The 25299-nt window shown below is 69.7% G+C and carries 25 protein-coding genes and 1 other RNA gene; 18 read left to right on the top strand and 8 right to left on the bottom strand.

Annotated features, from left to right (window positions below):
- The first annotated feature begins 7 nt into the window (after window positions 1–7).
- The gene (gene nth, locus AC1ECW_RS05560; protein WP_409705904.1) at window positions 8–655 is read left to right on the top strand and encodes an endonuclease III; all 648 of its coding nucleotides are present in this window, start codon (window positions 8–10) and stop codon (window positions 653–655) included.
- Here nth and AC1ECW_RS05555 read toward each other — a convergent pair.
- From AC1ECW_RS05555 to cobU, 4 genes are read right to left on the bottom strand one after another with little or no spacing between them, the layout of a single operon-like run.
- Complete coding sequence (locus AC1ECW_RS05555; protein ID WP_481201366.1) at window positions 610–1194, bottom strand: histidine phosphatase family protein; 585 nt, start codon at window positions 1192–1194, stop codon at window positions 610–612. The genes nth and AC1ECW_RS05555 overlap by 46 nt on opposite strands.
- Window positions 1185–1979 (bottom strand): adenosylcobinamide-GDP ribazoletransferase, encoded by a 795-nt coding sequence (locus AC1ECW_RS05550; protein WP_481201365.1) that lies wholly within the window; start codon window positions 1977–1979, stop codon window positions 1185–1187. Before AC1ECW_RS05550 ends, AC1ECW_RS05555 begins: the two co-directional genes overlap by 10 nt.
- Window positions 1976–3016, bottom strand: coding sequence for a nicotinate-nucleotide--dimethylbenzimidazole phosphoribosyltransferase (gene cobT, locus AC1ECW_RS05545; protein WP_409708552.1), 1041 nt, complete (start codon window positions 3014–3016; stop codon window positions 1976–1978). The genes AC1ECW_RS05550 and cobT overlap by 4 nt, the downstream gene beginning before the upstream one ends.
- Window positions 3016–3585 carry a bifunctional adenosylcobinamide kinase/adenosylcobinamide-phosphate guanylyltransferase gene (gene cobU, locus AC1ECW_RS05540; RefSeq protein WP_481201364.1) on the bottom strand — a complete coding sequence of 190 codons (570 nt, stop codon included), beginning with the start codon at window positions 3583–3585 and terminating at the stop codon, window positions 3016–3018. Before cobU ends, cobT begins: the two co-directional genes overlap by 1 nt.
- Window positions 3586–3708: 123 nt before the next feature.
- Here cobU and AC1ECW_RS05535 point away from each other — a divergent pair, with 123 nt between their 5' ends.
- The 5 genes from AC1ECW_RS05535 (at window position 3709) to AC1ECW_RS05515 (ending at window position 5804) form a co-directional block, all read left to right on the top strand.
- On the top strand, window positions 3709–3936 hold the full coding sequence (locus AC1ECW_RS05535) for a cell division protein ZapB (RefSeq protein WP_409708545.1): 228 nt from the start codon (window positions 3709–3711) through the stop codon (window positions 3934–3936).
- Window positions 3933–4262, top strand: coding sequence for a cell division protein ZapA (locus tag AC1ECW_RS05530; RefSeq protein WP_409708542.1), 330 nt, complete (start codon window positions 3933–3935; stop codon window positions 4260–4262). Before AC1ECW_RS05535 ends, AC1ECW_RS05530 begins: the two co-directional genes overlap by 4 nt.
- 49 nt (window positions 4263–4311) lie before the next feature.
- A non-coding RNA gene (ssrS, locus tag AC1ECW_RS05525) (6S RNA) lies at window positions 4312–4491 on the top strand.
- 21 nt (window positions 4492–4512) lie between these two features.
- The gene (locus AC1ECW_RS05520) at window positions 4513–4992 is read left to right on the top strand and encodes an EVE domain-containing protein (protein WP_481201363.1); all 480 of its coding nucleotides are present in this window, start codon (window positions 4513–4515) and stop codon (window positions 4990–4992) included.
- Window positions 4993–5021: 29 nt separating this feature from the next.
- Window positions 5022–5804: a sulfite exporter TauE/SafE family protein gene (locus AC1ECW_RS05515; protein ID WP_409708561.1), complete on the top strand. Its 783-nt coding sequence runs from the start codon at window positions 5022–5024 to the stop codon at window positions 5802–5804.
- A gap of 21 nt (window positions 5805–5825) precedes the next feature.
- Here the strand turns inward: AC1ECW_RS05515 and AC1ECW_RS05510 are convergent, their stop codons facing one another.
- Together AC1ECW_RS05510 and AC1ECW_RS05505 are read right to left on the bottom strand one after the other, a co-directional pair.
- A complete protein-coding gene (locus tag AC1ECW_RS05510) occupies window positions 5826–6923 on the bottom strand; it encodes a sensor domain-containing diguanylate cyclase (protein ID WP_481201362.1) in 1098 nt (365 codons plus the stop codon).
- Window positions 6924–7038: 115 nt separating this feature from the next.
- A complete protein-coding gene (locus tag AC1ECW_RS05505) occupies window positions 7039–8244 on the bottom strand; it encodes a type IV pili methyl-accepting chemotaxis transducer N-terminal domain-containing protein (protein WP_481201361.1) in 1206 nt (401 codons plus the stop codon).
- A 318-nt stretch (window positions 8245–8562) separates the two neighbouring features.
- On the opposite strand from AC1ECW_RS05505, the gene AC1ECW_RS05500 reads away from it, so the two are divergent.
- Window positions 8563–9831 carry an MFS transporter gene (locus AC1ECW_RS05500; protein WP_409706019.1) on the top strand — a complete coding sequence of 423 codons (1269 nt, stop codon included), beginning with the start codon at window positions 8563–8565 and terminating at the stop codon, window positions 9829–9831.
- Window positions 9832–9873: 42 nt separating this feature from the next.
- Here the strand turns inward: AC1ECW_RS05500 and AC1ECW_RS05495 are convergent, their stop codons facing one another.
- A complete protein-coding gene (locus AC1ECW_RS05495) occupies window positions 9874–11583 on the bottom strand; it encodes a bifunctional protein-serine/threonine kinase/phosphatase (RefSeq protein WP_409706016.1) in 1710 nt (569 codons plus the stop codon).
- Between the two features lie 167 nt (window positions 11584–11750).
- Here AC1ECW_RS05495 and nirB point away from each other — a divergent pair, with 167 nt between their 5' ends.
- The 5 genes from nirB to cobA are packed head-to-tail and all read left to right on the top strand — an operon-like array spanning window position 11751 to window position 19162.
- A complete protein-coding gene (gene nirB / locus AC1ECW_RS05490; protein WP_409706013.1) occupies window positions 11751–14198 on the top strand; it encodes a nitrite reductase large subunit NirB in 2448 nt (815 codons plus the stop codon).
- Between the two features lie 19 nt (window positions 14199–14217).
- Window positions 14218–14574 carry a nitrite reductase small subunit NirD gene (gene nirD / locus AC1ECW_RS05485; protein WP_409706010.1) on the top strand — a complete coding sequence of 119 codons (357 nt, stop codon included), beginning with the start codon at window positions 14218–14220 and terminating at the stop codon, window positions 14572–14574.
- Window positions 14571–17381, top strand: coding sequence for a nitrate reductase (locus AC1ECW_RS05480; RefSeq protein ID WP_409706007.1), 2811 nt, complete (start codon window positions 14571–14573; stop codon window positions 17379–17381). Before nirD ends, AC1ECW_RS05480 begins: the two co-directional genes overlap by 4 nt.
- 43 nt (window positions 17382–17424) lie before the next feature.
- Window positions 17425–18375 (top strand): DNA-binding protein YbiB, encoded by a 951-nt coding sequence (gene ybiB / locus AC1ECW_RS05475; protein WP_409706004.1) that lies wholly within the window; start codon window positions 17425–17427, stop codon window positions 18373–18375.
- On the top strand, window positions 18359–19162 hold the full coding sequence (gene cobA / locus AC1ECW_RS05470; RefSeq protein WP_409706001.1) for a uroporphyrinogen-III C-methyltransferase: 804 nt from the start codon (window positions 18359–18361) through the stop codon (window positions 19160–19162). Before ybiB ends, cobA begins: the two co-directional genes overlap by 17 nt.
- On the opposite strand, the gene rhtB is transcribed toward cobA, so the two are convergent.
- Complete coding sequence (rhtB, locus tag AC1ECW_RS05465; RefSeq protein ID WP_409705998.1) at window positions 19143–19772, bottom strand: homoserine/homoserine lactone efflux protein; 630 nt, start codon at window positions 19770–19772, stop codon at window positions 19143–19145. The genes cobA and rhtB overlap by 20 nt on opposite strands.
- Window positions 19773–19843: 71 nt before the next feature.
- Here rhtB and AC1ECW_RS05460 point away from each other — a divergent pair, with 71 nt between their 5' ends.
- The 6 genes from AC1ECW_RS05460 to AC1ECW_RS05435 all read left to right on the top strand — a co-directional run bounded on the left by AC1ECW_RS05460 (window position 19844) and on the right by AC1ECW_RS05435 (window position 25103).
- Complete coding sequence (locus tag AC1ECW_RS05460) at window positions 19844–21052, top strand: BaiN/RdsA family NAD(P)/FAD-dependent oxidoreductase (protein ID WP_409705995.1); 1209 nt, start codon at window positions 19844–19846, stop codon at window positions 21050–21052.
- A 162-nt stretch (window positions 21053–21214) separates the two neighbouring features.
- Window positions 21215–21427, top strand: a complete 213-nt coding sequence (gene rpsU / locus AC1ECW_RS05455) for a 30S ribosomal protein S21 (protein WP_019559597.1) — start codon at window positions 21215–21217, stop codon at window positions 21425–21427.
- Between the two features lie 129 nt (window positions 21428–21556).
- On the top strand, window positions 21557–22003 hold the full coding sequence (locus AC1ECW_RS05450; RefSeq protein ID WP_409705992.1) for a GatB/YqeY domain-containing protein: 447 nt from the start codon (window positions 21557–21559) through the stop codon (window positions 22001–22003).
- 23 nt (window positions 22004–22026) lie between these two features.
- A complete protein-coding gene (locus tag AC1ECW_RS05445; protein ID WP_481201360.1) occupies window positions 22027–22371 on the top strand; it encodes a protein tyrosine phosphatase family protein in 345 nt (114 codons plus the stop codon).
- A 312-nt stretch (window positions 22372–22683) separates the two neighbouring features.
- Window positions 22684–23298, top strand: a complete 615-nt coding sequence (locus AC1ECW_RS05440) for a TRAP transporter small permease subunit (RefSeq protein WP_481201359.1) — start codon at window positions 22684–22686, stop codon at window positions 23296–23298.
- Complete coding sequence (locus AC1ECW_RS05435) at window positions 23295–25103, top strand: TRAP transporter large permease (RefSeq protein ID WP_481201358.1); 1809 nt, start codon at window positions 23295–23297, stop codon at window positions 25101–25103. Before AC1ECW_RS05440 ends, AC1ECW_RS05435 begins: the two co-directional genes overlap by 4 nt.
- The last annotated feature ends 196 nt before the right edge of the window (window positions 25104–25299 follow it).

The raw sequence follows: 25299 nt of genomic DNA, 5'->3' as shown, positions 1-25299 counted from the left end.
GCGGCCCATGACGCCGCAAGACATCGACGCCTTCTTCGCCACCCTTCAGGCCGCCAACCCGCAGCCCAACACCGAGCTGGAATACACCAGTGTGTTCGAGCTGCTGGTGGCCGTGCTGCTGTCGGCCCAGGCCACCGACGTGGGCGTGAACAAGGCCACGCGCAAGCTCTTTGCCGTGGCCCACACGCCCCAGCAGATCCTGGCCCTGGGCTATGACGGCCTGTGCGGCTACATCAAGACCATCGGGCTGTACCGCAACAAGGCCAAGCACCTGCTGGAGACCTGCCGACTCCTCGTCGAGCGCCACGGGGGCGAAGTGCCGCGCACGCGCGAGGCGCTCGAGGCCCTGCCCGGCGTGGGCCGCAAGACCGCCAACGTGGTGCTCAACGTCGCCTTCGGTGAGCCGACGATGGCGGTGGACACGCACATCTTCCGCGTGAGCAACCGCACCGGTCTGGCGCCGGGCAAGACGCCGCTGGCGGTGGAGAAAAAGCTGCTGGAACGCGTGCCGCCACGCTACCTCGTGGATGCCCACCACTGGCTGATCCTGCACGGGCGCTATGTGTGCCTGGCGCGCCGGCCGCGCTGCTGGCAGTGCCAGGTGGCGCGCTACTGCGAGTTCTCACCCAAGACGCCGGCACCCGCGGCACGCTGAACGAGCTCCAGCGCCTGGCCATGCGCCGGTGCGGCCGGCCACAGCGCCGCCGTGGCCGGCAGCGGCCGGCCCTGGGCCAGATGCCAGGCCGTGGTCATCCACCCGCCGTGCGTGACGACGTAGCGCCGCTGCGCGCCGCACTCGGCGAGAAAATCGGCGCAGCGCCGCGCGAGATCGTCCAGGCTCTCGCCGCCGCCCGGTCGAAAAAAGCGCAGGTCCGCGCACCACGCATCGATGGCCTCGACGGGGATGTGTGCCCACGCCCGCCCGTCCCAGTCGCCGAAATCCAGTTCGCGCAGGCGTTCGTCGAGGTGGTGACGCCAGCCCCAGGACGCCAGGTTCTCGCCCACGGCGCGGCAACGCTGCAGCGGCGAGGTCCACACCTCGCGGGGGCCCGCCTCGCCCCGAGCCCATTGGCGGATGCGATGCGCCAGGCGCCGGGCGCGGCGCGGGTCGACGGGCAGGTCGGTGCGCCCCAGGCACAGGCCTTCGGCCCCCTCAGGCCGAGGGTGGCGCCACAGGCGCAAGTTCAGATCCATCGCAGGCTTGCCACCAGGGCCAGGTAGAGCGCCAGCTCCGAGAGCTGTTGGGCGGCACCGAGCCCGTCGCCGGTGTAGCCCCCGAGGCGGCGCTGAAGCCAGCGGCCGCACCACAGGCCGGCCAGCGCCGCTGCGGCCAGGGCGACAGCCACCGTCCATGGTGGCAGGACCCATGCAGCGCCCAAGGCGGCCAATGCGGCCCAGCCCAGCGCCACCGCCCACCCGGGGCCGGACAACTGTGTGGCCAGCGGCTTGGCCTTGGCATGCTGCGGGTCGCCCCCATAGGGCAGGGCGCGGATCAGGCCCACCGACACGGTGCGCGAGACAGTGTGTGCCAGCACCAGGGCCACCGGCACCCAGGCGATGGGCAGGCTCGCCAGGCTTGCTGCCTTCAGGCCCAGCATCATCACCAGGCCCACCGTGCCGTAGGTGCCGATGCGCGAATCCTTCATGATGGCCAGCGCCCGCTCCCGGCTCACCGCGCCGCCCAAGGCGTCACAGGTGTCGGCCCAGCCGTCTTCGTGGAAGCAACCCGTCATCCACAGGCTGGCCGCCATCGCCAGCCCCACGGCGATTGCCGGCGGCAGCAGCAGCGCGGCCAGCATGAACACGGCGGCGCTGAAGCCGCCCACCACCGCACCCACCAGCGGGAAGTGCCGTGCACTGGCCTGCAGCCATTCGGGCGCGTAGCCAGCGCGAGCCACCCAGGCGCGCGGCAACGGGATGCGGGTGAAGAACTGCCAGGCGATGGCCAGGAGCCGCAGTTCATGGCCCAGGGGGCTCATGAGCGCTCGCTCACCCCGGCCGACTCGAAGCTGGCCATCTCGGCCAGCAGCTTCACGCTGGAGACGATGAGCGGCCAGGCCAGGGCCGCCCCCGAGCCCTCGCCCAGGCGCAAGCGCAGGTCCACCAGCGGCTCGACGCCCAGATGGGCGAGCATGCGGCGGTGGCCCAACTCCTCCGAGCGATGCGCGAACACGCAGTAGTCGAGCACTTCGGGCGCCAGCGCATGGGCCACCACCACGGCCGCGCCGGTGATGAAGCCGTCCACCACCACCAGGCGCCGCTCGTGGGCGGCCTGCAGCACTGCACCGGTCATCATCGCGATCTCGAAGCCGCCCAGGGCCGCCAGCGCCTCCAGGGGCGATGCGGCGGCCACATTGACTTGCAAGGCGCGCTCCAGCACGGCGCGCTTGTGCGCCAGAGCGGCATCGTCGAGCCCGGTGCCCCGGCCCACGCATTCGGCCAGCGGCACGGCGGCCACGCGCGCCAACAGCAGCGCGGCGGCCGAGGTGTTGCCAATGCCCATCTCGCCCAGCAGCAGCACGTTGCCAGGCAGGCCGCGCACCACCTCGATGCCCGCTTGCAGCGCCGCCCAGCACTGGTCAGGTGTCATCGCCGGCCCGGTGCTGGCATCGGCCGTACCGGGGGCGATCTTGCGGATCAGCAAGCCCTCGCGCGGGGGAAAGTCATGCGCCACGCCCGCGTCAACGACGCGCAGGGCCAGGCCGTGCTGGCGGGCCAGCACGCTCACCGCCGCGCCCCCTGCCAGGAAGTTCTCGACCATCTGCCAGGTGACGTCGCTGGGATAGGCCGACACCCCCTGGCGTGCCAGGCCATGGTCGCCGGCAAAGACGACGAGCTGCGGCTCGCGCAGCGCCGGCGCCTCGCTGGCCTGCACGAGGCCGATCTGCACCGCCAGGGTTTCGAGCCGGCCGAGGGCCCCCAGCGGCTTGGTCTTGCGGTCCAGCCGGTGCTGCAGGCGCTCGCGCAGGCGGGCCTCTTCGGTCGGCAGGATACGGGGCAGGTCGGCAGGGGTCATCAGCGGTGTCCTTGCAGAGGTTTCAGGTCCAGGGGCAGGCCCGCCACCATCAGGGTGACGCGCCGTGCCCGCTCGGCCAGTTGCTGGTGCAGCCGGCCCAGCGCATCGACGGTGCGGCGCGTTTCGGCGCCCACGGGCATGACGCCCAGGCCGATCTCGTTGGAAACGAAGATGACCCGGCCGCTCAGGCCCGGCAGCACTTCGAGCAGGGCGTCAACCTCGGCCTTCGCATCACGCGCGGGCACGCCCGGCGGCGGGCACAGGTGCTGGGCCAGCCACAGCGTGAGGCAGTCGACGAGCAGGCAGCGGTCCTGGGCCGCCTGTGCGCGCAGCATGTCGGCGAGCGCGAAGTCGGCGTCGGGCAGCTCGAGGCTGACCCAGGAGGCCGGCCGCCGCGCTTGGTGCTCGGCGATGCGCGCGCGCATCTCCTCGTCGCCGGCCCAGGCCGTGGCGATGTAGACGATGCGCACCCCCGCCGACTCGGCCTGACGGGCCAGGGCTTCGGCATGGCGGCTTTTGCCCGAGCGGGCACCACCGAGAATGAGGTGAAGGTCGGGGTCGGGCTTCATTGGCCTGTGCGGGCATCGGACGCCCGGGGCATTGTAGGGAGTCCTGTGCCCGGCCCGCTGAGCGCCGGCGAGCCGCCACCGGCAGCAGGCTCCTACAATGCCTGTTCAAGGACGGGCCGCCTCATGTCAACCATCGACGAACTTGCCGATCGCATCGAGCGCCTGCTGCTGCGCCACGAGGAGCTGCGGCGCACCAACGAACTGCTCCAGCAGCAGCTCAGCCAGGTGTCCCAGGAGCGCGACAGCCTGCGCCAGCGGCTCAACACGGCACGCGCGCGCATCGATGCCCTGCTCGAACACCTGCCGGCCGAGCCGGCCCAGGCCACCGAGGACCGACAGGAGCGTTCATGAAGCAGATCGAAGTGACCATCATGGGCCAGAGCTACATCCTGGGTTGCGCCGACGGTGGCGAGGCGGCCCTGCTCGAAGCCGTCAATGCAGTGGACCGGGAGATGTGCGCGATCCGCGACGCCGGCAAGGTCAAGGCGCGCGAACGCATCGCCGTGCTGGCCGCGCTGAACATCGCCTTCGAGCTGGCCAACCGCCCAGCGCCTGCGCCGGCTCCAGCCCCTTCCACTGGCCCGGTGGACCCGGCCTCGCCCACCGACGCCCAGGCGCTGCGCGCTCTGGTGGCACGCATCGACGAGGCCTTGAGCCAGGAAGGTCGCCTGTTCTGACGGCCTCCCGGTCAGCCAAGCCCGCCGCCGTGCCGGGCGTAGAATCGCGATGTCCGTCGCGTTCGCGGGAGTTCTATATTTCCTTGAACCGATGCTCATCGAGCAAGGGCCTGGAACATTGCCTGGCTGGTGCGATCGTCTCGCGTCAGACGAACCCGAGGCCTGGCTGACCTCGCCCACCTGAATCCCCTGGGTTCAGGAATGCGGCTCCCGGCTCGCGGCGGACACCCCGTCTGCCGTCCTCTCGCCCATGCCGCAAAAACAACAGCAGTACTGGCTCATGAAGAGCGAGCCGGACGAATGCTCGATCGACGATCTCGCCGCCGCACCCGGGCAGACCGTGCCGTGGACCGGTGTGCGCAATTACCAGGCGCGCAACTTCATGCGCGATGCGATGCGCATCGGCGACGGTGTGCTGTTCTACCACTCGTCCTGCCCCGAGCCGGGCATCGCCGGGCTGGCGGAGGTGGTGAGCGACCCCTATCCCGACCCCACGCAGTTTGACCCGTCCAGCCCCTACCACGACCCGGCCTCGCGCCCCGAGGCCCCGCGCTGGATGCTGCGCGACGTGAAGCTGGTGCGCAAGACCCGGCTGCTGTCCCTCAAGGAGATGCGCACGCGCCCCGAGCTGGCGACCCTGCGCGTGTTGCAGCCGGGCAACCGCCTGTCCATCACCCCCGTCACGCCCGAGCAATGGCGGGCCGTCCTTGCCTTGCTGGAGCTGTCTTGAGTCTCGAATGGCTGTTCATCGCCGAGCTGATGGTGCTTGGCTGTTTCACGGGTTTCCTGGCGGGCCTGCTGGGCATCGGCGGGGGCATGCTGCTGGTGCCCTTCCTCACCTTCTTGCTGGCGCAGCGGGGGGTCGAAGCGCAACTGGCCGTGAAGATGGCCATTGCCACCTCGATGGCCACGATCCTGTTCACCTCGATCTCCAGCGTGCGGGCCCATCACAAGCGTGGCGCCGTGCGTTGGGACCTGGTGCTCGGCCTGGCACCGGGCATCGTGCTGGGCGGCCTGCTGGCCGGCGCGGGGGTGTTCGCCCTGCTCAAGGGCCAGTGGTTGGCCCTGTTCTTCGCGGCCTTCGTGGGCTTCTCGGCCACGCAGATGCTGCTGGACAAGAAGCCCAAGCCCACGCGACAGATGCCCGGTGCGGCTGGACAGGTGGCTGCCGGTGGCGTGATCGGCTTCCTCTCGGGCCTGGTGGGTGCCGGCGGCGGCTTCGTCTCCGTGCCCTTCATGACCTGGTGCAACGTGGCCATCCACCACGCCGTGGCCACCAGTGCCGCGCTGGGCTTCCCGATCGCGCTGGCCAATGTGGCGGGCTATGTGATCGGCGGCTGGTCGCTGCCGCCGGCCCTGCCCGGGGCCTTCGGCTTTCTGTACCTGCCGGCGCTGGCGCTGATCGCGGCCACCAGTGTGATGTTCGCCCCGCTGGGCGCGCGCGCCGCGCATGCGATGAACGTGAAGCAGCTCAAGCGCGCCTTCGCCATGCTGCTTTACGGGCTGGCGGCCTACATGCTCTACAAGGGGTTGGCCGGCTGAGCCGCCCTCGCGCGCTGCGGATCAGATCGCCGGCGCCGTTGCGGACGGCCGGGGCCGGAAGGGAATGCTGGCCAGCACCACGCCGTTGCCCCCACGGCGCCGGGCTTCCGACAGCGCCTGCTCGGCCAGCCGCAGCAGGCCGGGCAGATCGTCGCTGGTGTGCGGGAAGCTGGCCACCCCCATCGACACGGTGAAGCGCAGATCCTGGCCGTCGTGCATGACGATCTGGGCCTCGCACTGACGGCGCACCCCTTCCATGCGGGCATGCGCCGTGGCCAGGCCCACGCCCGACAGCAGCACGGCAAAGCGGTCGACCCCGATCCGGCAGGGGGCGTCCATGGCGCGGGTGTTGCCGCGCAGCAGTTGGCCCAGTGACTGCAGGCAGCGGTCCGCGGCTTGCCGGCCATGACGGGCCACCAGATCCTCGAGGTCGTCGACCTGGATGGCCACGAGCGCGAACTCGCGATGCTCCCGCGCCGACAGGTCGACCTCGCGCCGAAGCTGCTCGTCGAAATGACGCTGGTTGTACACCCCGGTGAGCGGGTCGCGCACGCCCTGGTCGCGCAGTTCCTGGCGCAGGTCCTCGTTCTGCCGCTGCTGCTGCTCCAGCAGATGCAGCGCGTGCCGCAGCTTGTCCTGCGTGCGGCGCAGTTCGCTGAAGTCGAGCCATAGGCCGGCCAGGCCCACGCCGTGCCCTTCCAACGGCACGGCCATGCGGGTGCAAACCAGGGCGCGGGAGGTGAGCTTTTCCTCGCGCTGCAGCGGCAGGCGCTGGGCGCGAGCCGCCTCGTCCCCTTCTTTCAGGACCGCCGCCGCCTCGGCATCGAGCAATTCCGCATCGGTGTGCCCGACCACGTCGTGCACCGAATGGCCGAGCACGGCCGCGGCAGCGGCGTTCACGAACAGATAGCGCCCCTGGGCATCCTTGACGAAGACCCCGGTGGGCAGTTGCTCGCAGGCCGCCTGGAGCAGGTGCACCAGCGCCTCCAGGCCCAGGCCGCTGCGTCGGGTCTGAGCCAGAACCTGGGCCAACGGGTCGCCCGAATCGGTGTCGGCACTGTCATCCATCGACGCATGGGGCGGCCGGTGCCGCGCGAAGCCGGCGATCAAGTCATTCATGGGGAAGGAACTGCTGCAGGCAGGGGCATCCGCCTTTTGGGGGATTGTCACCCCTTCCGGCAACCGCGTAATCCGGACCACCCCCCCTATTTGGGGCATGTCGCACAGAAAAATCTCAACCGAGCAGCCGCTCGAGACTCAGTTCGTAGCGTTCGGTCAGGCGGTCGAGTTCGGTGAGCAGGGCCTCGCTGGATCGGGCCAGGGCGATCCGGCCCGCCGCTTCGTGGGCCTGGCTCGCCCCGTCGAGCAGGGCCAACCAGGCCTGCGCCGCGGCCTGCAGGGACTCACGCAGTTCCGCGCCGGCCAACGGCAGGGCCTGCAGGTAGGCCTGGGCCTGCTCGAAGGCCTGGCGCGTGGCCTGCGCCTCAGCCAGGGCCTTCCTGTCGTGCGGCGCGGGCAGCAGGTGGGCCAGCAGGGCCTGCTTGGCCAGCCGCTGCGAGAGCATGCGCTGGCGTCCGGCCACGTTGATGACGTGCAGCGTGGCCGCCGGGCCGGCCTGCTCCAAGATCGTGGTCAGCCGCTCGGCCTGCTCGAGCAGCCGCTCGGCCTGGGCATCCACCTCGGGCAGATCCTGCACCATGGCGGTGCGGCCCAGGCCGTCCTTGAGCGCCGCCCAGGCCGATTGCACCGCGGCCAGCAAGTCGCCGAAGCTGGCGGCCGACAGATGACGTGTCAGCAACGCCAGGTTCTCGTCGATGCGCTGCACGGAGGCCACCAGCCTTGCCTGGCTGTCCTCGGCCTCGAGGCCGCAGGCCCGCAGGGCATGGAGCTTGACCAGGCGCTGCGAGAGCATGCGCAGCTGGCCGGCCCGGTTGACGGCCTCGCCGTGCCGGGCAGCGTCGATCAGATCGCGCGCGACCAGGCCGACGCGCCGGTTGGCCTGCATCGACGAGCGCCGCAGGACCCGGAAGGCTTCGTCCTCGCTCATTTGGGTGGCCCGCATCAGCAGGCCCTTGGCGCGGTCGACCAGCTTGCGTTCCTCGAAGCGCTGCCGCACGGCCGCAAGCTCTTCACGCAAGGTCCGCTCTTGCTCGAAGCGCAGCCGGGCCAGCGCCCATTCGGTGCGCAGCCGCTCGCGTGCATAGGCCTGCACCACACAGCCGTGCACCCCGGCCTGCAGCGCGCGGGCCAGGCGCTCCACCTCCGCGTCGGCCGTGTACAGCAGCACTGGGCGAGGCTCGGTGTCACGCAGGCGTTCCAGCGCCTGTACACACGCCTCGTCGAGGTGTGCCGCCCAGCCCACCACCCCATCCGGTGCGAGCCGCACCGCCTCGCGCACCAGCATGTGGCAGCCGGTGGCACCAAGCACGTGAAAGCCCATGGCGCCCAGATCGGCCTCGAGGGTGGCGCAGCGCAGCGGGTCCTCGCCCAGAACGAGGATGGAGACAGGGCGGCAGGCAGTGGCGTTCAGGGCGAGACTCCGGACAGAGGCACACCCTGGGCGTCTAGCAAGCTTCGCACCCGCCGCGGCACGGGTCGTCCAGCACCCGCCCTGGCACGGATGTTGCTGAACCGCCGCAGGGTGCAACGCCGCACCCGGACCGTGCACCGCACCGCCGGTCCTGCGCATGATGCTGTGCGCAACGCAGTGCCTCCCTTCCCGCCGGCCCGCAGGGCTGCGGGTTCACCGAGGCTCGTCATGTCCGGCTCCACGACTTTCCTGAAATCCGGCCACTGGCCGACGCTGTTCGCGTCCTTTCTCTATTTCGACTTCTGCTTCGCCATCTGGGTGCTCAACGGCGCGATGGGCCCGTTCATCGGCGAGAGCTTCCACCTCACGCCAGCACAGCAGGGCTTCATGATCTCGGTGCCCATCCTCGCCGGTGCGCTGATGCGCTTCCCGCTGGGCGTGCTGGCCCAGTACATCGGCCGCAAGAACGCCGCGATGGTGGAGATGGGCCTGATCGTGCTGGCCCTCGTCTACGGCTACTTCTTCGTGGACCGCTACGACCGCGTGCTGGCCATGGGCGTGCTGCTGGGCATCGCCGGGGCCAGCTTCGGTGTGGCGCTGAGCCTGGGCAGCGGCTGGTATCCGCCGCGCTACAAGGGGCTGGCGATGGGCATCGCCGGGGCGGGCAATTCCGGCACGGTGCTGGCCGTGCTGTTCGCCCCGCCCCTGGCCACGCACTTCGGCTGGCAGACGGTCTACGGTCTGGCCGCCCTCACGATGCTGCTGCCCATGGTCGTGATGTGGTGGGCCGCCAAGGAGCCGCCCGACCGTGAGCGCCAGACCCTGCGCGAGCACGTCTCCTGCCTGTTCGAGAAGGACGGCTGGGCCTTCAGCCTGATCTACATCGTCACCTTCGGCGGCTTCATCGGCCTGGCCAGCTTCCTGCCCACCTACTTTTACGACCAATTCAAGGTGACCAAGGTGGAGGCCGGGCAGCTCACGATGTTGGCCACGCTGATGGGATCGGCCGTGCGGGTGGTGGGTGGCTACGTCTCCGACCGCGTGGGCGGCGTGACCACGCTCACCGGTGTGCTGCTCATCGTCAGCGTCACCCTGGTGCTGTGCGGCTTCGCCGGCGGCTCGGTGGTGGTCACCACCTTGCTTTTCATGCTGTGCTTCGCCGCCTTGGGGGCGGGCAACGGTGCCCTGTTCCAGCTCGTGCCTCTGCGCTGGCCACTCACCACCGCCGTCGCAGGCTCGATGATCGGCGAGATCGGGGCCCTGGGGGGCGGCTTCCTGCCCAATGCGATGGGCGTGTCCAAACAGTATGCCGGCACCTACCTCTGGGGCTTCGTCTCCTTCGCTGTGCTGTCCCTGGGCCTGCTGGTGATGCTGCGCATCGTGCAGATCCGCTGGACGCGCACCTGGGCTGAAAGAGGAGGCCGCGCGCGCACGGTCCCCGTCGAGGCCGCGCCCCAGGACTACGGGCGCGCCGAGCTGCGCGGCATGGCAAAGTGAGCGGAGCCGGCGATGAGGACCTCCCCTCCCCCCCGGCAGCTTTCAGCGTGGCAGGAAAAGCAGCCACACGATGAGCAGCCCATTGAAGAGCAAGGAGACCGCCAGCGCGATCTTCCACAGCGCGGCCGGATCGCGCGCCACCAACGGCGTGGGCGGCTGCGCCGGCAAGGGCCGCGAGGCCCCGCGCTCAAGCGCCAACGCGAACTCCTCGGCCGTCTCGAAGCGCTGGCGGCGCTCGCGCGCCACGGCCTTGAGCACCACGTGGTCCAGCCAGACGGGCACATCCGGGCGCCACTGCGAAGGCGGGCGCGGATCGTGGCGGAAGCGGGCGAGCTGATAGGGCTCGACCTCGCCATAGGGCAGCCGGCCGGTGAGGGCCTGGTACAGCGTGACCCCCAGCGCGTAGAGGTCGCTGGCGGCGTCGGCCGGCAGCGGGTCGTCCGGCAACCACTGTTCGGGATTGATGTAGCTGGGCGTGCCCGCGTGCAGGCTGCGCGCGGCCTCGGGCTCGCGTCCCGAGACGGCCACGCCCAGGTCGAGCAGCCGCCACCGGCCGTCCTCGCCCCGGTGCACATTGGCCGGTTTGACGTCCCGGTGGATCACGCCTTGGCGGTGCAGTCGCCCCAAGGCCCCCAGCACCGCACGACCGGCCTCCACGACCTCTGGCACGCCCAGGGGCTGCCCCCGGGCCATGAGCTGCTCCAGGGTTTGGCCGCCATGCCAGTCATACACCACGTAAAAGGCGCTGGGATCGGCCAGGTCGTGGACCTGCACCAGGCCGCTGGATCGATCGCGGGCCACGCGGCTGCCCAGCCAGGCCTCGTGGGCCAGCATCGCACGCTCTTCGGGGTCGCTCGCCCGGGCCTCGTGCAGGGTCTTGATCACCACCAGGGCCTGTGTGCTGCGCTCACGCGCCTGGTAGAGACGGTGCACCCCGTTGTCGGCCAGCACCGCGGTGACGGTGTAGCCGTCCAGCGTGTCACCGACCCGCAAGCGGGGCGGCACCGGCAGGCGGCGGCCGCGCAGCAACAGGTCCTCCAGGCGACCGGCCGCGAGCCCGGCCACACGGATCACCAGCGCCGTGGCGTTGTCACGGCTGCCGGCGGCCAGGGCAGCACGCACCAGCGCTTCGCTGGCCGCCTGGGCCGACCCCTCGCGCGCCAGCGCCGCCAGGTCGCGCCGGCGCAGCACCCCGTGCACGCCATCGCTGGTGAGCACGAAGACATCGCCGCGGTGCAGCTCGCCCTGGCTGTAGTCGACACGCACATGGTCGTCCAGACCGATCGCGCGCGACAGCGCATGGCGCAGGTCGGGATGATCGACACTGTGGTCCTGCGTGAGCTGGACGCACTCGCCTTCGCGCAGCAGCCAGGCCCGCGTGTCGCCCACATGGGCCAGCGTGTAGCTGTGTCCGCGCAGCACCAGTGCCGTGAGCGTGCACATGGCCGCTGCCTGCGCGCTGCCGCGCCGATTGTGACCGGCCAGCCAGGCGTTGTGTGCGCCGATGAGCCGGTCCAGCGCCACCGTGGTGTCCCAGGTCTCGGGCACGGCATGGAAATCCTGCACCAGGCTCATCACCGTGGTCTGCGCCGCCAGCCGGCCCTGACCTGCGCTGGCCACGCCGTCGGCCACGGCCGCGATCAGGCCGCGCATCTCGTCCGAGGGCGCCGGCTGCATCACCGCGGCGAAGTCCTCGTTGTGCTCACGCGCCCCGCGCTCGCTGGCATGGCCGATGTCGACGTCGAAACTCATGGATGCAAGGGCGCACGGGCGCCAAAGAAGGACGGCTCGGCACTGTTGCCCAAAGCGCGTCGCCACGCAAGCCCCGCAACGGTGCACACCGGCGGCTGCGGTCCCTCGCGTCGTGGCATCCCCCTTGCTATTTCTGCCCGGGCAGGCTCATTGATGGAGTTCGGCAAATGAAGAAGATGAAACTGGTGATGGTGGGCAACGGCATGGCCGGCGTGCGCACCCTGGAAGAGTTGCTGAAGATCGCGCCCGATCTCTACGAGATCACGGTCTTCGGTGCCGAGCCGCACCCCAACTACAACCGCATCGCACTGTCGCCGGTGCTCGCGGGCGAGCAGACGCTGGAGGAGATCATTCTCAACCCGGTGTCGTGGTACCAGGACAACGGCATCACCCTGCATCTGGGCAAGAAGGTGGTGGAAGTCGATCGCAGCCGCCGCATCGTGCGCGCCGAGGACGGCACCGAGGCCGCCTACGATCGCCTGCTGCTGGCCACCGGCTCCAACCCCTTCATCCTGCCGGTGCCAGGCAGGGATCTCGATGGCGTGATCGCCTACCGCGACATCGCCGACACCAACGCGATGATCGAGGCGGCTGCGAAGTACCGGCATGCCGTGGTGATCGGCGGCGGCCTGCTGGGCCTGGAAGCGGCCAACGGCCTGATGCTGCGTGGCATGCAGGTCAGCGTGGTGCACATCGCGCCCTGGCTGATGGAGCGTCAGCTCGATGAGGTAGCCGGCAGAATGCTCCAGAAGTCGCTGGAGGCACGGGGGCTGAAGTTCCTGATCGGTGCCCAGACCCAGGCCCTGATCGGCGGCCCCGACGGGCGCGTCATGGCCGTGCAATTCAAGGACGGCTCGGAGGTGCCGGCCGACCTCGTGGTCATGGCCGCCGGCATCCGACCCAACACCGAACTGGCCGAGCGGATCGGCCTGCACTGCCACCGCGGCATCGTCGTCACCGACACGATGCAGACCGTCACCGACCCGCGCATCTACGCAGTGGGCGAATGCGCCTCGCACCGCGGCGTGGCCTACGGCCTGGTGGCCCCGTTGTTCGAACAGGCCAAGGTCTGCGCCACCCATCTCGGACAGTTCGGCATCGGGCGCTACCTGGGCTCGCAGGTGTCCACCAAGCTCAAGGTCACCGGCATCGACCTGTTCTCGGCCGGTGACTTCATGGGCGGGGAAGGCACCGAGGAGATCGTGATGAGCGACCCCTACGGCGGGGTCTACAAGAAGCTCGTGCTCAAGGATGACAAGCTCGTGGGCGCCTGTCTTTATGGCGACACGGTCGACGGCTCCTGGTACTTCAAGCTGCTGCGCGAGGGGCGTCCCGTCCACGACATCCGCGACCGGCTGATGTTCGGAGAATCGAACATCGGCGACACCGGCCACGAAGGCCACAACAAGGCCGCAGCCATGGCCGACAGCGACGAGGTCTGTGGCTGCAACGGCGTGACCAAGGGTGCCATCTGCAAGGCCATCAAGGACAAGGGCCTGTTCACGCTGGAGGAAGTGCGCAAGCACACCAAGGCCAGCGCCTCCTGCGGCTCGTGCACCGGTCTGGTGGAACAGCTCCTGATGTTCACCGCCGGCGGCGACTATTCGGCCACGCCCAAGAAGAAGGCCCTGTGCGGCTGCACCGACCACAGCCACGAGGAGGTGCGCCAGGCCATCCGCACGCCGCTGGCCGACGGCAGCAAGCTGCTCACCATCGACGCGGTGATGCGCCACCTGAACTGGCGCACGCCCAACGGCTGCGCCACGTGCCGGCCGGCGTTGAACTACTACCTCCTGTCCACCTGGCCCAAGGAGGCCCAGGACGACCCGCAATCGCGCTTCATCAACGAACGCAGCCACGCCAACATCCAGAAGGACGGCACCTACTCGGTGGTGCCGCGCATGTGGGGCGGAGAGACCACCGCCGACGAGCTGCGCCGCATCGCCGACGTGGTGGACAAGTACAAGATCCCCACCGTCAAGGTGACCGGAGGCCAGCGCATCGACCTGCTGGGCGTGAGAAAGGAAGACCTCGTCCACGTCTGGCGCGATCTCGGCATGCCCTCGGGCCATGCCTATGCCAAGGCGCTGCGCACGGTCAAGACCTGTGTGGGCAGCCAATGGTGCCGCTTCGGCACCCAAGACAGCACACAGATGGGCAAGGACCTGGAGCGCGCGCTGTGGCGCATGTACGCCCCGCACAAGGTCAAGCTTGCCGTCAGCGGCTGTCCGCGCAACTGTGCCGAGGCCGGCATCAAAGACGTCGGCGTGATCGGCGTCGACTCGGGCTGGGAGATCTACATCGCGGGCAACGGTGGCATCAAGACCGAGGTGGCGCAGTTCCTGGTGAAGGTGCGCACGGCCGAGGAAGTGCTGGAAGTCAGCGGCGCCTTCTTGCAGCTCTACCGCGAGGAGGGCTGGTACCTCGAGCGCACCTGCCACTATGTCGGCCGTGTGGGCCTGGATTACGTGAAAAAGCGCATCCTCGACGATGCCGAGGGTCGCCGGGCCCTGTGGGAGCGGTTGCAGTTCTCGCTGGACGGCGAGCCCGATCCGTGGTTCGAGTTCGACAAGGCCAAGGTCGACACCCGCCAGTTCGAGGCGCTGAGCGCCTGACCCCAAGGAGGAGCCCCACATGACTCAATGGAAACCCATCTGCCACGTCGAGGACATCCCCCGGCTGGGCGCACGCCGCGTGCAACGCCCTGTCGGCGGCGCGGTGGCGGTCTTTCGCAATGCCGACGACCAGGTCTTTGCGCTGCTCGACCGCTGCCCGCACAAGGGCGGCCCGCTGAGCCAGGGCATCGTCTTCGGCACCAGCGTGGCCTGCCCGCTGCACAACTGGACCATCGGTCTGGACGACGGCTGCGCCCGGGAGCCCGACCAGGGCTGCACACAGCGGTTCACGGTGAAGATCGAATCCGGCCAGGTCTACCTCGACGTGGACGAGCTGAACACCCTGGCCCTGGACGAGGTGAAGGCAGCGGCATGACACAGGCGCCGGTCCGGCACACGCGCTCCACCTGCCCCTACTGCGGGGTCGGCTGCGGCGTGATCATCGAGTCGCAGGGCGAGCAGATCATCGGCGTGCGCGGCGACCCCGAGCATCCGGCCAACTTCGGCCGGCTGTGCACCAAGGGCAGCACCCTGCACCTGACCGCCAGTGCGCCGCTCATCGCGCACACCCGGCTGCTGCGACCGATGCGCCGGGCCCACCGTGGGCAGGCACCGCAGGCCATCAGCTGGGACACCGCGCTGGACGAAGCCGCCACCCGCTTTGGCGACATCATCGATCGCCACGGCCCCGATGCCGTGGGCTTCTACATCTCGGGCCAGCTCCTCACCGAGGACTACTACGTCTTCAACAAACTGGCCAAGGGCCTGATCGGCACCAACAACATCGACACCAACTCGCGCCTGTGCATGAGCAGTGCGGTGGCGGCCTACAAGCTGACGCTGGGCGCCGATGCACCGCCCAACTGCTACGAGGACGTCGACCATGCCGAGGTGATCTTCATCGTCGGCTCGAACACGGCCTACGCCCATCCCATCCTGTTCCGGCGCATCGAGGATGCCAAGCGCGCGAACCCGCGCCTCAAGATCATCGTGGCCGATCCGCGCCGCACCGAGACGGCCGAGTTCGCCGACCTCTACCTGCCCATCCAGCCCGGCACCGACGTGGCCCTGTTCCATGGCATGCTGCACGTGCTGCTGTGGGAGCAGCTCACCGACCCGGCCTTCATCGCGGCCCACACCCAAGGCTTCGAGACCCTGCGGCGCCGCGTCCTCGACTTCTCTCCCCGGGAGAGCGCCCGGCTGTGCGGCATCGAGACGGCCGCGCTGATCGAAGCCGCCCGATGGTTCGGACAGTCCCGCGCCACGCTGTCGCTGTACTGCCAGGGCCTGAACCAGAGCAGCAGCGGCACCGCCAAGAACGCCGCCCTCATCAACCTCCACCTGGCCACCGGCCAGATCGGCCGCCCCGGCGCCGGGCCCTTCTCGCTCACTGGCCAGCCTAACGCCATGGGCGGTCGCGAGGTCGGCGGCCTGGCCAATCTGCTGTCGGCGCACCGCGACCTGTCCAACCCGCAGCACCGTGCCGAAGTCGCCCGCCTGTGGGGAGTGGCTGACGTACCGGCCACGCCGGGCAAGACAGCCGTCGAGATGTTCGAGGCCGCCGCCCGCGGCGAGATCAAGGCGCTGTGGATCGCCTGCACCAATCCGGCGCAGTCCCTGCCCGACCAGGCCACCGTGCGCACGGCACTGGAGCGCTGCGAGTTTGTCGTGGTGCAGGAAGCCTTCGCCACCACGGCCACCTGCGCCTACGCGGATCTGCTGCTGCCGGCCAGCACCTGGGGCGAAAAAGAAGGCACCGTCACCAACAGCGAGCGCCGCATCAGCCGCGTGCGGGCCGCCGTGGCGCCGCCCGGCGAGGCCCGTGCCGACTGGCGCATCGCGGTCGAGTTCGCCCACCGGCTCGAAGCCCGCTGGAGCGCGCGCCGCAACGGCCAGGCCACGCTCTTTCCCTACGACACCCCTGAGGCCATCTGGAACGAGCACCGCGAATCCACCCGCGGGCGCGACCTGGACATCACCGGCCTGAGCTATGCGCGGCTGGAGCACGAGGGCCCGCAGCACTGGCCCTGCCCCGAGGGCCAGGCCCCGCGCGCGCGGCTGTACGAAGACGGGTGTTTCCCCACGCCCGATGGGCGTGCGCGCTTTGCCGACGTGCCCTACACCCCCCTGGCCGAGCCACGCGATGCCCGCTACCCGTTCAGCCTGACCACCGGCCGGCTGCGCGACCATTGGCACGGCATGAGCCGCACCGGCCTGCTCGGGCGGTTGTTCGGTCATGTGAGCGAGCCCGCCGTGCAACTGCACCCGCAGGACATGGCGCGGCGTGGCCTGAAGGACGGCGACCTCGTCCATCTCACGTCCCGGCGCGGCTCCATCGTGCTGCCGGTCCAAGGCAGCGAGCAGGTGGGCCTGTCCCAGGCCTTCCTGGCCATGCACTGGGGCGAGGAGTTCCTCTCCGGTGCCAGCAGCACTGGCGAGCGCCTGGCCGGCGTCAATGCCCTGACCACCCCCGCCTTGTGCCCGACATCCAAGCAGCCCGAGCTCAAGCACGCGGCCGTCAAGGTGCTCAAGGCCGAACTGCCGTGGACCCTGCTCGCGGCCGCCTGGCTGCCGGTGGGCCAGGCCCATCGCGCCATCGCGGCCCTGCGCGAGCTGATGCCACGCTTCGCCTACGCCAGTTGCGTACCCTTCGGGCGCGAGCCCAGCGAACGCGGCGTGCTGGGGGTGCTCTTTCGGGCGGCCGCCTACGAGCCCCCCGGCGACGAGTGGCTCGCGCACATCGAGGAGGCACTCGGCCTGGCCGGCGCCGAGGTGCTGCGCTACGCCGACCGCCGCCGGGGCCAGCGCCGTGCGATGCGCCTGGTGCCCCGGGGGGATAGCCCCCAGGGCGCCCGGCTCGAAGCCTTCATGCTGGCCGGCGACACCCGCGCCGAGTCCTGGGTGCGCGCCCTGCTGCAAGACGAAGCGCCCGCCCAGGCCTATGGCCGCGCCCTGCTCGCGCCCGGCGCCAAGCCGCCGGCAACGCTGGCCCCGCGCAGCCGCCAGGTGTGCACCTGCCTGAACGTCACGGAAGGCGAGATCCTCGCCACCCTGGCGCAATGCCAGGGCAGCGCCGAAGACCGCCTGGCCCGTCTGCAGGCTGAACGGCGCTGTGGCACCCAGTGCGGCTCGTGCGTGCCCGAACTGCGCCGGCTGGTGCGCACCAGCCTGCAGGCCGCGTGACAATGGGGCCCCTGCCTGGATCGGACACCCGACACACGACCTCATGAGCATCGCCCCCTACATCAAGGAGATCGGCCGCGGCAAGGAAGGCGCCCGCTCGCTGAACCGCGAGCAGGCCCACGATCTGATGTGCCAGGTCCTCGACGGCCGGGTCAGCGACCTCGAACTCGGCGCCTTTGCCATCGCGATGCGCATCAAGGGCGAATCGGTCGAGGAGCTGGCCGGCTTCTTGCAGGCCACACGAGAGCGCTGCCTGCCCATCGCCCCCGGCCGCCCCCTGGTCGTGCTGCCGTCCTACAACGGCGCGCGCAAGCTGCCCAACCTCACCGCACTGCTGGCCCTGATGCTGTCGCGCGCGGGGGTGGCCGTGCTGGTGCATGGCATGCCCGACGACCCGGGCCGCGTCACCACCGCCGAGATCTTCAGCCATCTCGGCCTGGCGCCGGCCGAAACCCCCGGCGATCTGCAGCAACGCTGGGCCCGAGACGAGCCTGCCTACATCCGCACCGGGCATCTGTGCCCGCCGCTGGCGCGATTGCTCGACGTGCGCTGGGTCATCGGCCTGCGCAATCCCGGTCACACCGTGGCCAAGCTGCTCGACCCGGGCGAAGGCCTGCGTGTCGTGAACTACACCCACCCCGAGTACGGGGCCTTGCTGACGCAGTTCCTGCAGGCCACCGCAGCCCACGCGATGCTGCTGCGGGGCACCGAAGGCGAGCCCTTTGCCGACCCGCGCCGCACACCGCGCATGGACGTCTTCCTGGCGGGCCGGCCCCGCCCTGAGCTGGGGATCGCCGCGCGCGAGGGCGTGCTGACCGAGCTGCCGCTGCTGCCCGCCCAGTGCGATGCCGCCACGACGGCGCACTACATCCAGGCCGTGGTCAGCGGCGCGAGACCCACGCCGGTCCCGCTGCTGCGACAGGTGGAATGCCTCTTGCAAGCGCTGTCTGGGTCACAGGACACCAGGACTCCATCCCATGACCCATCGGCCTGACCCGCCCCGCGCCTGCCAGGCACCGCTCGTCACCCTGGTCGGCGCCGGCCCTGGCGACCCCGAACTGCTCACGCTCAAGGCCGTGCGGGCCATCCGCCGCGCCACCGTGCTGCTGGTCGACGACCTGGTCGGCGATGGCGTGCTGCGCCACGCCCGGCGCGGCGCGCGCATCGTGCCGGTGGGCAAGCGCGGCGGCTGCCGCTCCACCCCGCAAGACTTCATCGAGCGCATGATGATCACCGAGGCCCGCCGCGGCGAACGCGTCGTGCGGCTCAAGGGCGGAGACCCCTTCATCTTCGGCCGCGGCGGCGAGGAGGCCGAGCACCTGCGCGCCGCCGGCTTGCGGGTCGAGGTGATCAACGGCATCACCGCCGGCCTGGCGGCCTGCACGGCCCTGGGCGTGCCCCTCACCCACCGCCACCATGCTCATGGTGTGATTTTCGTCACCGGCCATGCCGGGGACGGGCGGTCCGACCTCGACTGGGCCCAGCTCTCGGCCACCGCCGCCCAGGGCTTCACCCTGGTCATCTACATGGGTGTGGCCCACCACCCGCGCATCGCCGAAGGGCTGCGCACCCATCTGCGCGGCGACACGCCGACGGCGGTGGTGCAGCACGCCACCCTGCCGCAGCAGCGCCATGCGGTGACCACGCTGGACGCCCTGGCCGCCACCGTGCAATGCGAAAACCTCGGCAGCCCGGCCGTGATCGTCGTGGGCGACGTGCTGCAAGGCTTGGCCGCCCTGCCCCGGCACGACGCCACCCCCCTCACAGCGGCTGCCGCTTGAACGCGGCCAACGCCGCCCCCATGCCCATCAGCACCCCGCCGAAACCACGGTTGAGCCAACGCACGGCATGCGGGGTGCGCAGCAGACCCTGCAGTCGCGCGGCCAGTGCCGCATAGCCGTGCATCACGATCACATCCACCACGCACATCGTGGCGGCCAGGATGGACAACTGCAGCAGCAAGGGTCGGCCCGGGTCGATGAACTGCGGCAGCACGGCCACCATGAAGACGATGCCCTTGGGATTGGTGGCATTGGTGAGGAGTCCCGTCAGGAAGCGCCGGCGTGCCGACAGCGGCGGCAGGCGTACCGCCCCCGGTGCGATCGCAGCGCTCGAACGCCATTGCTTCAGGCCCAGCCACACCAGGTAGGCCGCGCCGGCCCACTTCACCACGGTGAAGGCCGTCTCCGATGCCAGCAGCAACGCGCCCAGCCCGGCCCCGGCAATCACCAGCACGATCGTCAGCCCCACTTGCAGCCCGGCGATCGTCACGCTGGCCGAGCGCACCCCATAGGACAGCCCGTGGCTCATCGACAGCACGGCCCCCGAGCCCGGCGACAGCGCGATCGCCCAGCACGCGAAGAAATAAGCCCACCACACGTCCAGTTGCATGTCCCACTCCCGGCCCCACAAAGGCGTGAAATCCTGCCCCCCGATGGTAGCGTGGCCCTACACTGCGCGCCGTGCATTCCTATGACGTGGTGGTGATCGGCGCAGGCGCGGCCGGTCTGTTCTGTGCCGGCATCGCAGGGCAGGCAGGCCTGCGCGTGCTCGTGATCGACCACGCCGAGAAAGTGGCCGAGAAGATCCGCATCTCCGGCGGTGGGCGCTGCAACTTCACCAACCGTGACGCCGGGCCGGCGAACTTCCTGTCCGAGAACCCGCACTTTTGCCGTTCGGCCCTGGCCCGCTACACGCCGCAGGACTTCATTGCCCTGGTGCAGCGCCATCGCATCGGCTGGCACGAGAAGCACAAGGGCCAGCTCTTCTGCGACGAGTCCTCGGAAGACATCATCCGCCTGCTGCTGCGCGAATGCGAAGCCGGCGGCGTCACGCGCTGGCAACCCTGTCGCGTGGCCGCGGTGCGCCACGGCAGCGCCGGCTTCGAATGCGACACCGACCGCGGCACCGTGCGCAGCACCCGCCTGGTCGTGGCCACCGGGGGGCTGTCCATCCCCCGGATCGGCGCCAGCGACTTCGGCTACCGCCTGGCCCGCCAGTTCGGCCACCGCATCGTCCAGACCCGTCCCGCCCTGGTGCCACTGACCTTCGACGGCGAGGTCTGGGCGCCCTTTTCCGGGCTGGCCGGCGTGGCCCTGCCCGTGAGCATCCGCACCGGAGAAGGCCGCGCGCAGGGCCACTTCGACGAGGACCTGCTCTTCACCCACCGCGGCCTGAGCGGCCCGGCCGTGCTGCAAATCTCCAGCCACTGGCGGGCAGGCCAGCCGCTGACGATCGACCTGTGCCCCGGCCTGGACCTGGCCGCGGCCCTGCGCAACGCCAAGCCCGGGTCGCGCCGGCAGCTCGCCACCGTGCTGGCCGAACACCTGCCCCAGCGCCTGGCTGAGGCCTGGCTGCACGCGCTGGGGATGGACGGGGCCCGGGCGCTGGCCGACACCCGGGACCGCGACCTCGCCGTCTTGGCGCAGCGGCTGCAGTCCTGGCAGCTCCTGCCCAGCGGCACCGAGGGCTACCGCAAAGCCGAGGTCACGGCCGGGGGCGTGGACACCCGCGAACTCAGCTCGCAAACCCTGGAAAGCCGCCGCATCCCAGGCCTGCATTTCGTCGGGGAGGTGGTGGACGTGACCGGCTGGCTGGGCGGCTACAACTTCCAGTGGGCCTGGGCCAGCGCCGCCGCCTGCGCGCGCGCCATGGCCGCCGCCATGCCTTGAGCTGCAGGGCGGGCTGCTTTGCAAAGCAGCCCGGGCTGGCTATAATCATTGTCTTTGCTGGCAAACCGTGCGTCTTCGGCCTTGGCCGTACACCAGGGCGCCCATGGGTTCGGACAGGGCCTCAGGGCGAGGCGCCAAGAGATTCAAGGATCCGCATTCTCAATGACTACCATTCGCGTCAAAGAAAACGAGCCGTTCGACGTGGCCCTGCGCCGCTTCAAGCGCACCATCGAAAAGCTGGGCCTGCTGACCGAGCTGCGTGCCCGCGAGTTCTACGAGAAGCCCACGGCCGAGCGCAAGCGCAAGAAGGCAGCCGCCATCAAGCGCCACTTCAAGCGCGTGCGCAGCATGCAGCTGCCCAAGAAGCTGTACTGAAGAAGCCCGGCAGCGGCTGCCCCGTCGTGCAGCCCGGCTTGACCCAAGCCCGCCTGGGGACGCCCGGCGGGCTTTGTGCTTTCTGGCCTGATCGCGGCATACTTTCCTTTGCTTCCACCCAAGACCCCCATGAGCCTGAAGGACCGCATCTCCGACGACATGAAGGCCGCCCTGCGCGCCAAGGACAGTGAGCGCCTGTCGACCATCCGCATGCTGCTGGCTGCCATCAAGCAAAAGGAAGTCGACGAGCGCATCACCCTCGATGACGCCGCGGTCATCGGCATCATCGACAAGCTGATCAAGCAGCGCAAGGACGCCGCCGGGCAGTATGCCCAGGCCGGGCGCACCGACCTGGCCGACAAGGAAAACGCCGAGATCGCCGTGCTGGAGGCCTACCTGCCCCAGCGCCTGAGCCCCGAAGACATCGCGGCGGAAATCGGGCGCATTGTGGCCGAGGTGGGCGCAGCCGGCCCGGGCGACATGGGCAAGGTCATGGCGGCCGCCAAGGCCGCCTTGGCCGGCCGCGCCGACATGGGCCTGGTGTCTGCCGCCGTCAAGCAAGCCCTCAGCCGGTGAACGGCGCACAAGGAGTCCCTGCCATGTCCCTGCCTGTCCAAGCCATCGCCCCCGACGTCTGCGTCGCCCCCCAGCTCGAACCCTCGGCCATGGCCGAGGCCGCGGCCGCCGGCTTCAAGAGCGTCATCAACAACCGCCCCGACTTCGAAGGCGGCCCCGATCAGCCCACCAGCGCCCAGATCGAGGCGGCCGCGCGCGCGGCCGGGCTGCAGTACGTCCACCTGCCCGTCCCGTCGATGGGCCACACGCCCGAGCAGATCGCGCAGGCGGCCGAGGTGCTGGCCGCCCTGCCTCGCCCGGTGCTGATGTTCTGTCGCTCGGGCGCCCGCAGCGCCCGGCTCTACCAGGCCGCCACCGCGGCCGGCTGATTCCGTCTCGGGAGCGCCCTCGCTCCCCACCCTGGTGCACCGTCGCGCCCGGCCGGGACATCGCCATGCCGTGCTTCTAGGGGTCTTCCCTAGAATTCGCGCAAACACGCGCAGCGTTCAGGCGATATTCAGTTCAAGCTCCTTACAGTGCGCGGCGGCACCCACCGCCTGGGCGGCGCAACCCTGAACAAGCCTGCCCAGCCCCCCTTTGCCGTGCCACCCCCGGTCTGCTGCGCCCAGGACCGGCCCGCCCCCGCCGCGGGCCGCAGACGGTGCGGTTGGCCTGTGCAGTTCCACGTTCTTGGAGTCCCCGTGAACATCCTGCTCAGCTTGTCCAGAGCGATCGACTGGATCAACGAACAGATCGGCCGCGTCATCATGTGGCTGGTCCTGGCGGCCGTGCTCATCAGCGCGGCCAATGCCATCGTGCGCAAGACCCTCAGCACCAGCTCCAACGCTTGGCTGGAGATCCAGTGGTATCTCTTCGCCACTGTGTTCATGCTGGGTGTGGGCTACGTGCTGCTGCACAACGCCCATGTGCGCATCGACTTCATCGCCTCGCGCTTTTCCAAGCGCACCAACGCCTTCATCGACATCCTGGGGCTGGTGGTGTTCATCATTCCGCTCAGCCTGATCCTCATCAACCTGTCCTGGCCGCTGTTCGTCAACGCCTGGCACAGCGGGGAGATGTCGCAGAACGCCGGTGGGCTGGTGCGCTGGCCGGTGTACTTCCTGATCCCGGCCGGCTTTGCCATCCTGCTGGCGCAGGCCGTCTCGGAGCTCATCAAGCGCATCGCCTTCCTGACCGGGCATCGCAGCGAGCCCTTCTCCCACATCGAACGCAAGAGCGAAACCGAGCGCCTGGCCGAAGAACTCGCGCAGGAAGCCCAGGCCCACGATCCCCTCGCCGCCAAAACCCAGTCATGAGCGAATTCCTCACCAACAACTTCGTCCCCGTCCTTTTTGCGGGACTGCTGTTCTTCCTGCTGTGCGGAATCCCGGTGGCCTTCGGTCTGGCCGCCACCGGATTGCTGTTCGGCTTCATCGGCATGGAGCTCGGCCTGTTCGGCGCCAACCTGTTCCAGGCGCTGCCGCTGCGGGTGATGGGCATCATGCAGAACGAGACGCTGCTGGCCATCCCGTTCTTCACGCTGATGGGCATCATCCTGGAACGCTCGGGCATGGCCGAGGACCTGCTCGACACCGTTGGCCAGGTCTTCGGCCCGGTGCGCGGCGGCCTGGCCATCGCGGTGATCCTGGTGGGTGCCTTGCTGGCGGCCACCACCGGCGTGGTGGCCGCCGCGGTGATCTCGATGGGCCTGATCTCGCTGCCCATCATGCTGCGCTATGGCTACAACCGCACCATCGCCACCGGCACCATCACCGCCTCAGGCACCCTGGCCCAGGCCGTGCCCCCCTCGCTCGTGCTGATCGTGATGGCCGACCAGCTCGGCCGCTCGGTGGGTGACATGTACGCCGGCGCCCTGATTCCGGCCATGCTGCTGATCGGCTTGTACATCCTCTTTGTCGTCGCCATCGCCATCTTCCGTCCGTCCTGGGTGCCGGCCCTGCCGCCCGAAGCACGCATCTACCGCGAACCCGGCGGGAGCAGCGGGCACCGCTCGCTGATCGTGCTGATGCTGGTGTGCGCCGCCGCAGCGGTGGGTTGGTCCCGCATCCATGCCTCCGTGATCAACCCCCTCGTCGAGCGCCCTTTCGAGACGGCCCCGACGGATGAGGTCTTCATCCTGTCCACCACGGTGGCTTCGCTGCTGGCGCTGACGCTGGCGCTGATCAACAAGTTCCTGAAGCTGAACCTGCTGTCGCGCCTGGCCCAGCAGGTCACCTTCGTGCTGATCCCGCCGCTGGTGTTGATCTTCCTGGTGCTGGGCACCATCTTCCTCGGTGTGGCCACGCCCACCGAAGGCGGCGCGATGGGGGCCGTCGGCGCCCTGATCATGGCCACCGCGCGCCGCCGGCTGAGCTTTGCGGTGCTCAAGCAGGCGCTGGACAGCACAGCCCGGTTGTCGGTCTTCGTGCTCTTCATCCTGATCGGCTCGACGGTGTTCAGCTTCACCTTCAATGCGGCCGATGGCCACATCTGGGTGGAACACCTGTTCGACAAGCTGCCCGGCGGTCAACTCGGCTTCCTGATCTTCGTGAACTTCCTCGTCTTCGTGCTGGGGATGTTCATCGACTTCTTCGAGATCGCCTTCATCGTGATCCCCATCCTCGCGCCGGTGGCCGACAAGATGGGCATCGACCTGATCTGGTTTGGCGTGATCATCGCGATGAACCTGCAGACCTCTTTCCTGACACCCCCCTTCGGCTTTGCGCTGTTCTATCTGCGCAGCGTGGCCCCGAAGGCCGACTACCTCGACCGCATCACGAACAAGCTGATCCCCGCGGTGAGCACGCCGCAGATCTACAAGGGTTCGATCGCCTTCATCTGCATCCAGTTGGTCATGGTCGGCGTCGTCATCGCCTTCCCCGGCCTCGTGACCGGCAACATCACCCAGGGCGAGAAGCTCAGCGCCGAGGAGGTGATGCAGCAGTTGCAGATCCCGGTCGATCCCGAGTTCGGTGCCGAGCAGGAAGAAGAGGAGGCCCCGTCCGATCCCGCTCAGGAGGCCGCCAGCGAGCCCGAAGCCGGCGCCCCGGCTGCCGCCGAGGACGAGGAGGATCCTGCCCGCGCCCTGGAGCGGGCGCTACAGCCGCCTGCTGGACGCTGAAGACCGCCCCTGCCCCCTGACCCGGTCCAGGCCCTGCGCGACGCGCAGGGCCTTTTTCTGCCTGCGTCCCCAAGGGGGCAGGCATCGAAGCACCGGGCCGAAAAAAATCCCGCCCAGCCTGAGGGCGGGGCGGGAGGGGCGGTGCACCCTGGGGCACCGGCCGGACGGACTCAGCCGGTGGCGCCGCGAGCCAGGC

This window comes from Caldimonas hydrothermalis (genome assembly GCF_056746695.1).
This window is presented reverse-complemented; position numbering and strand designations above follow the sequence as displayed.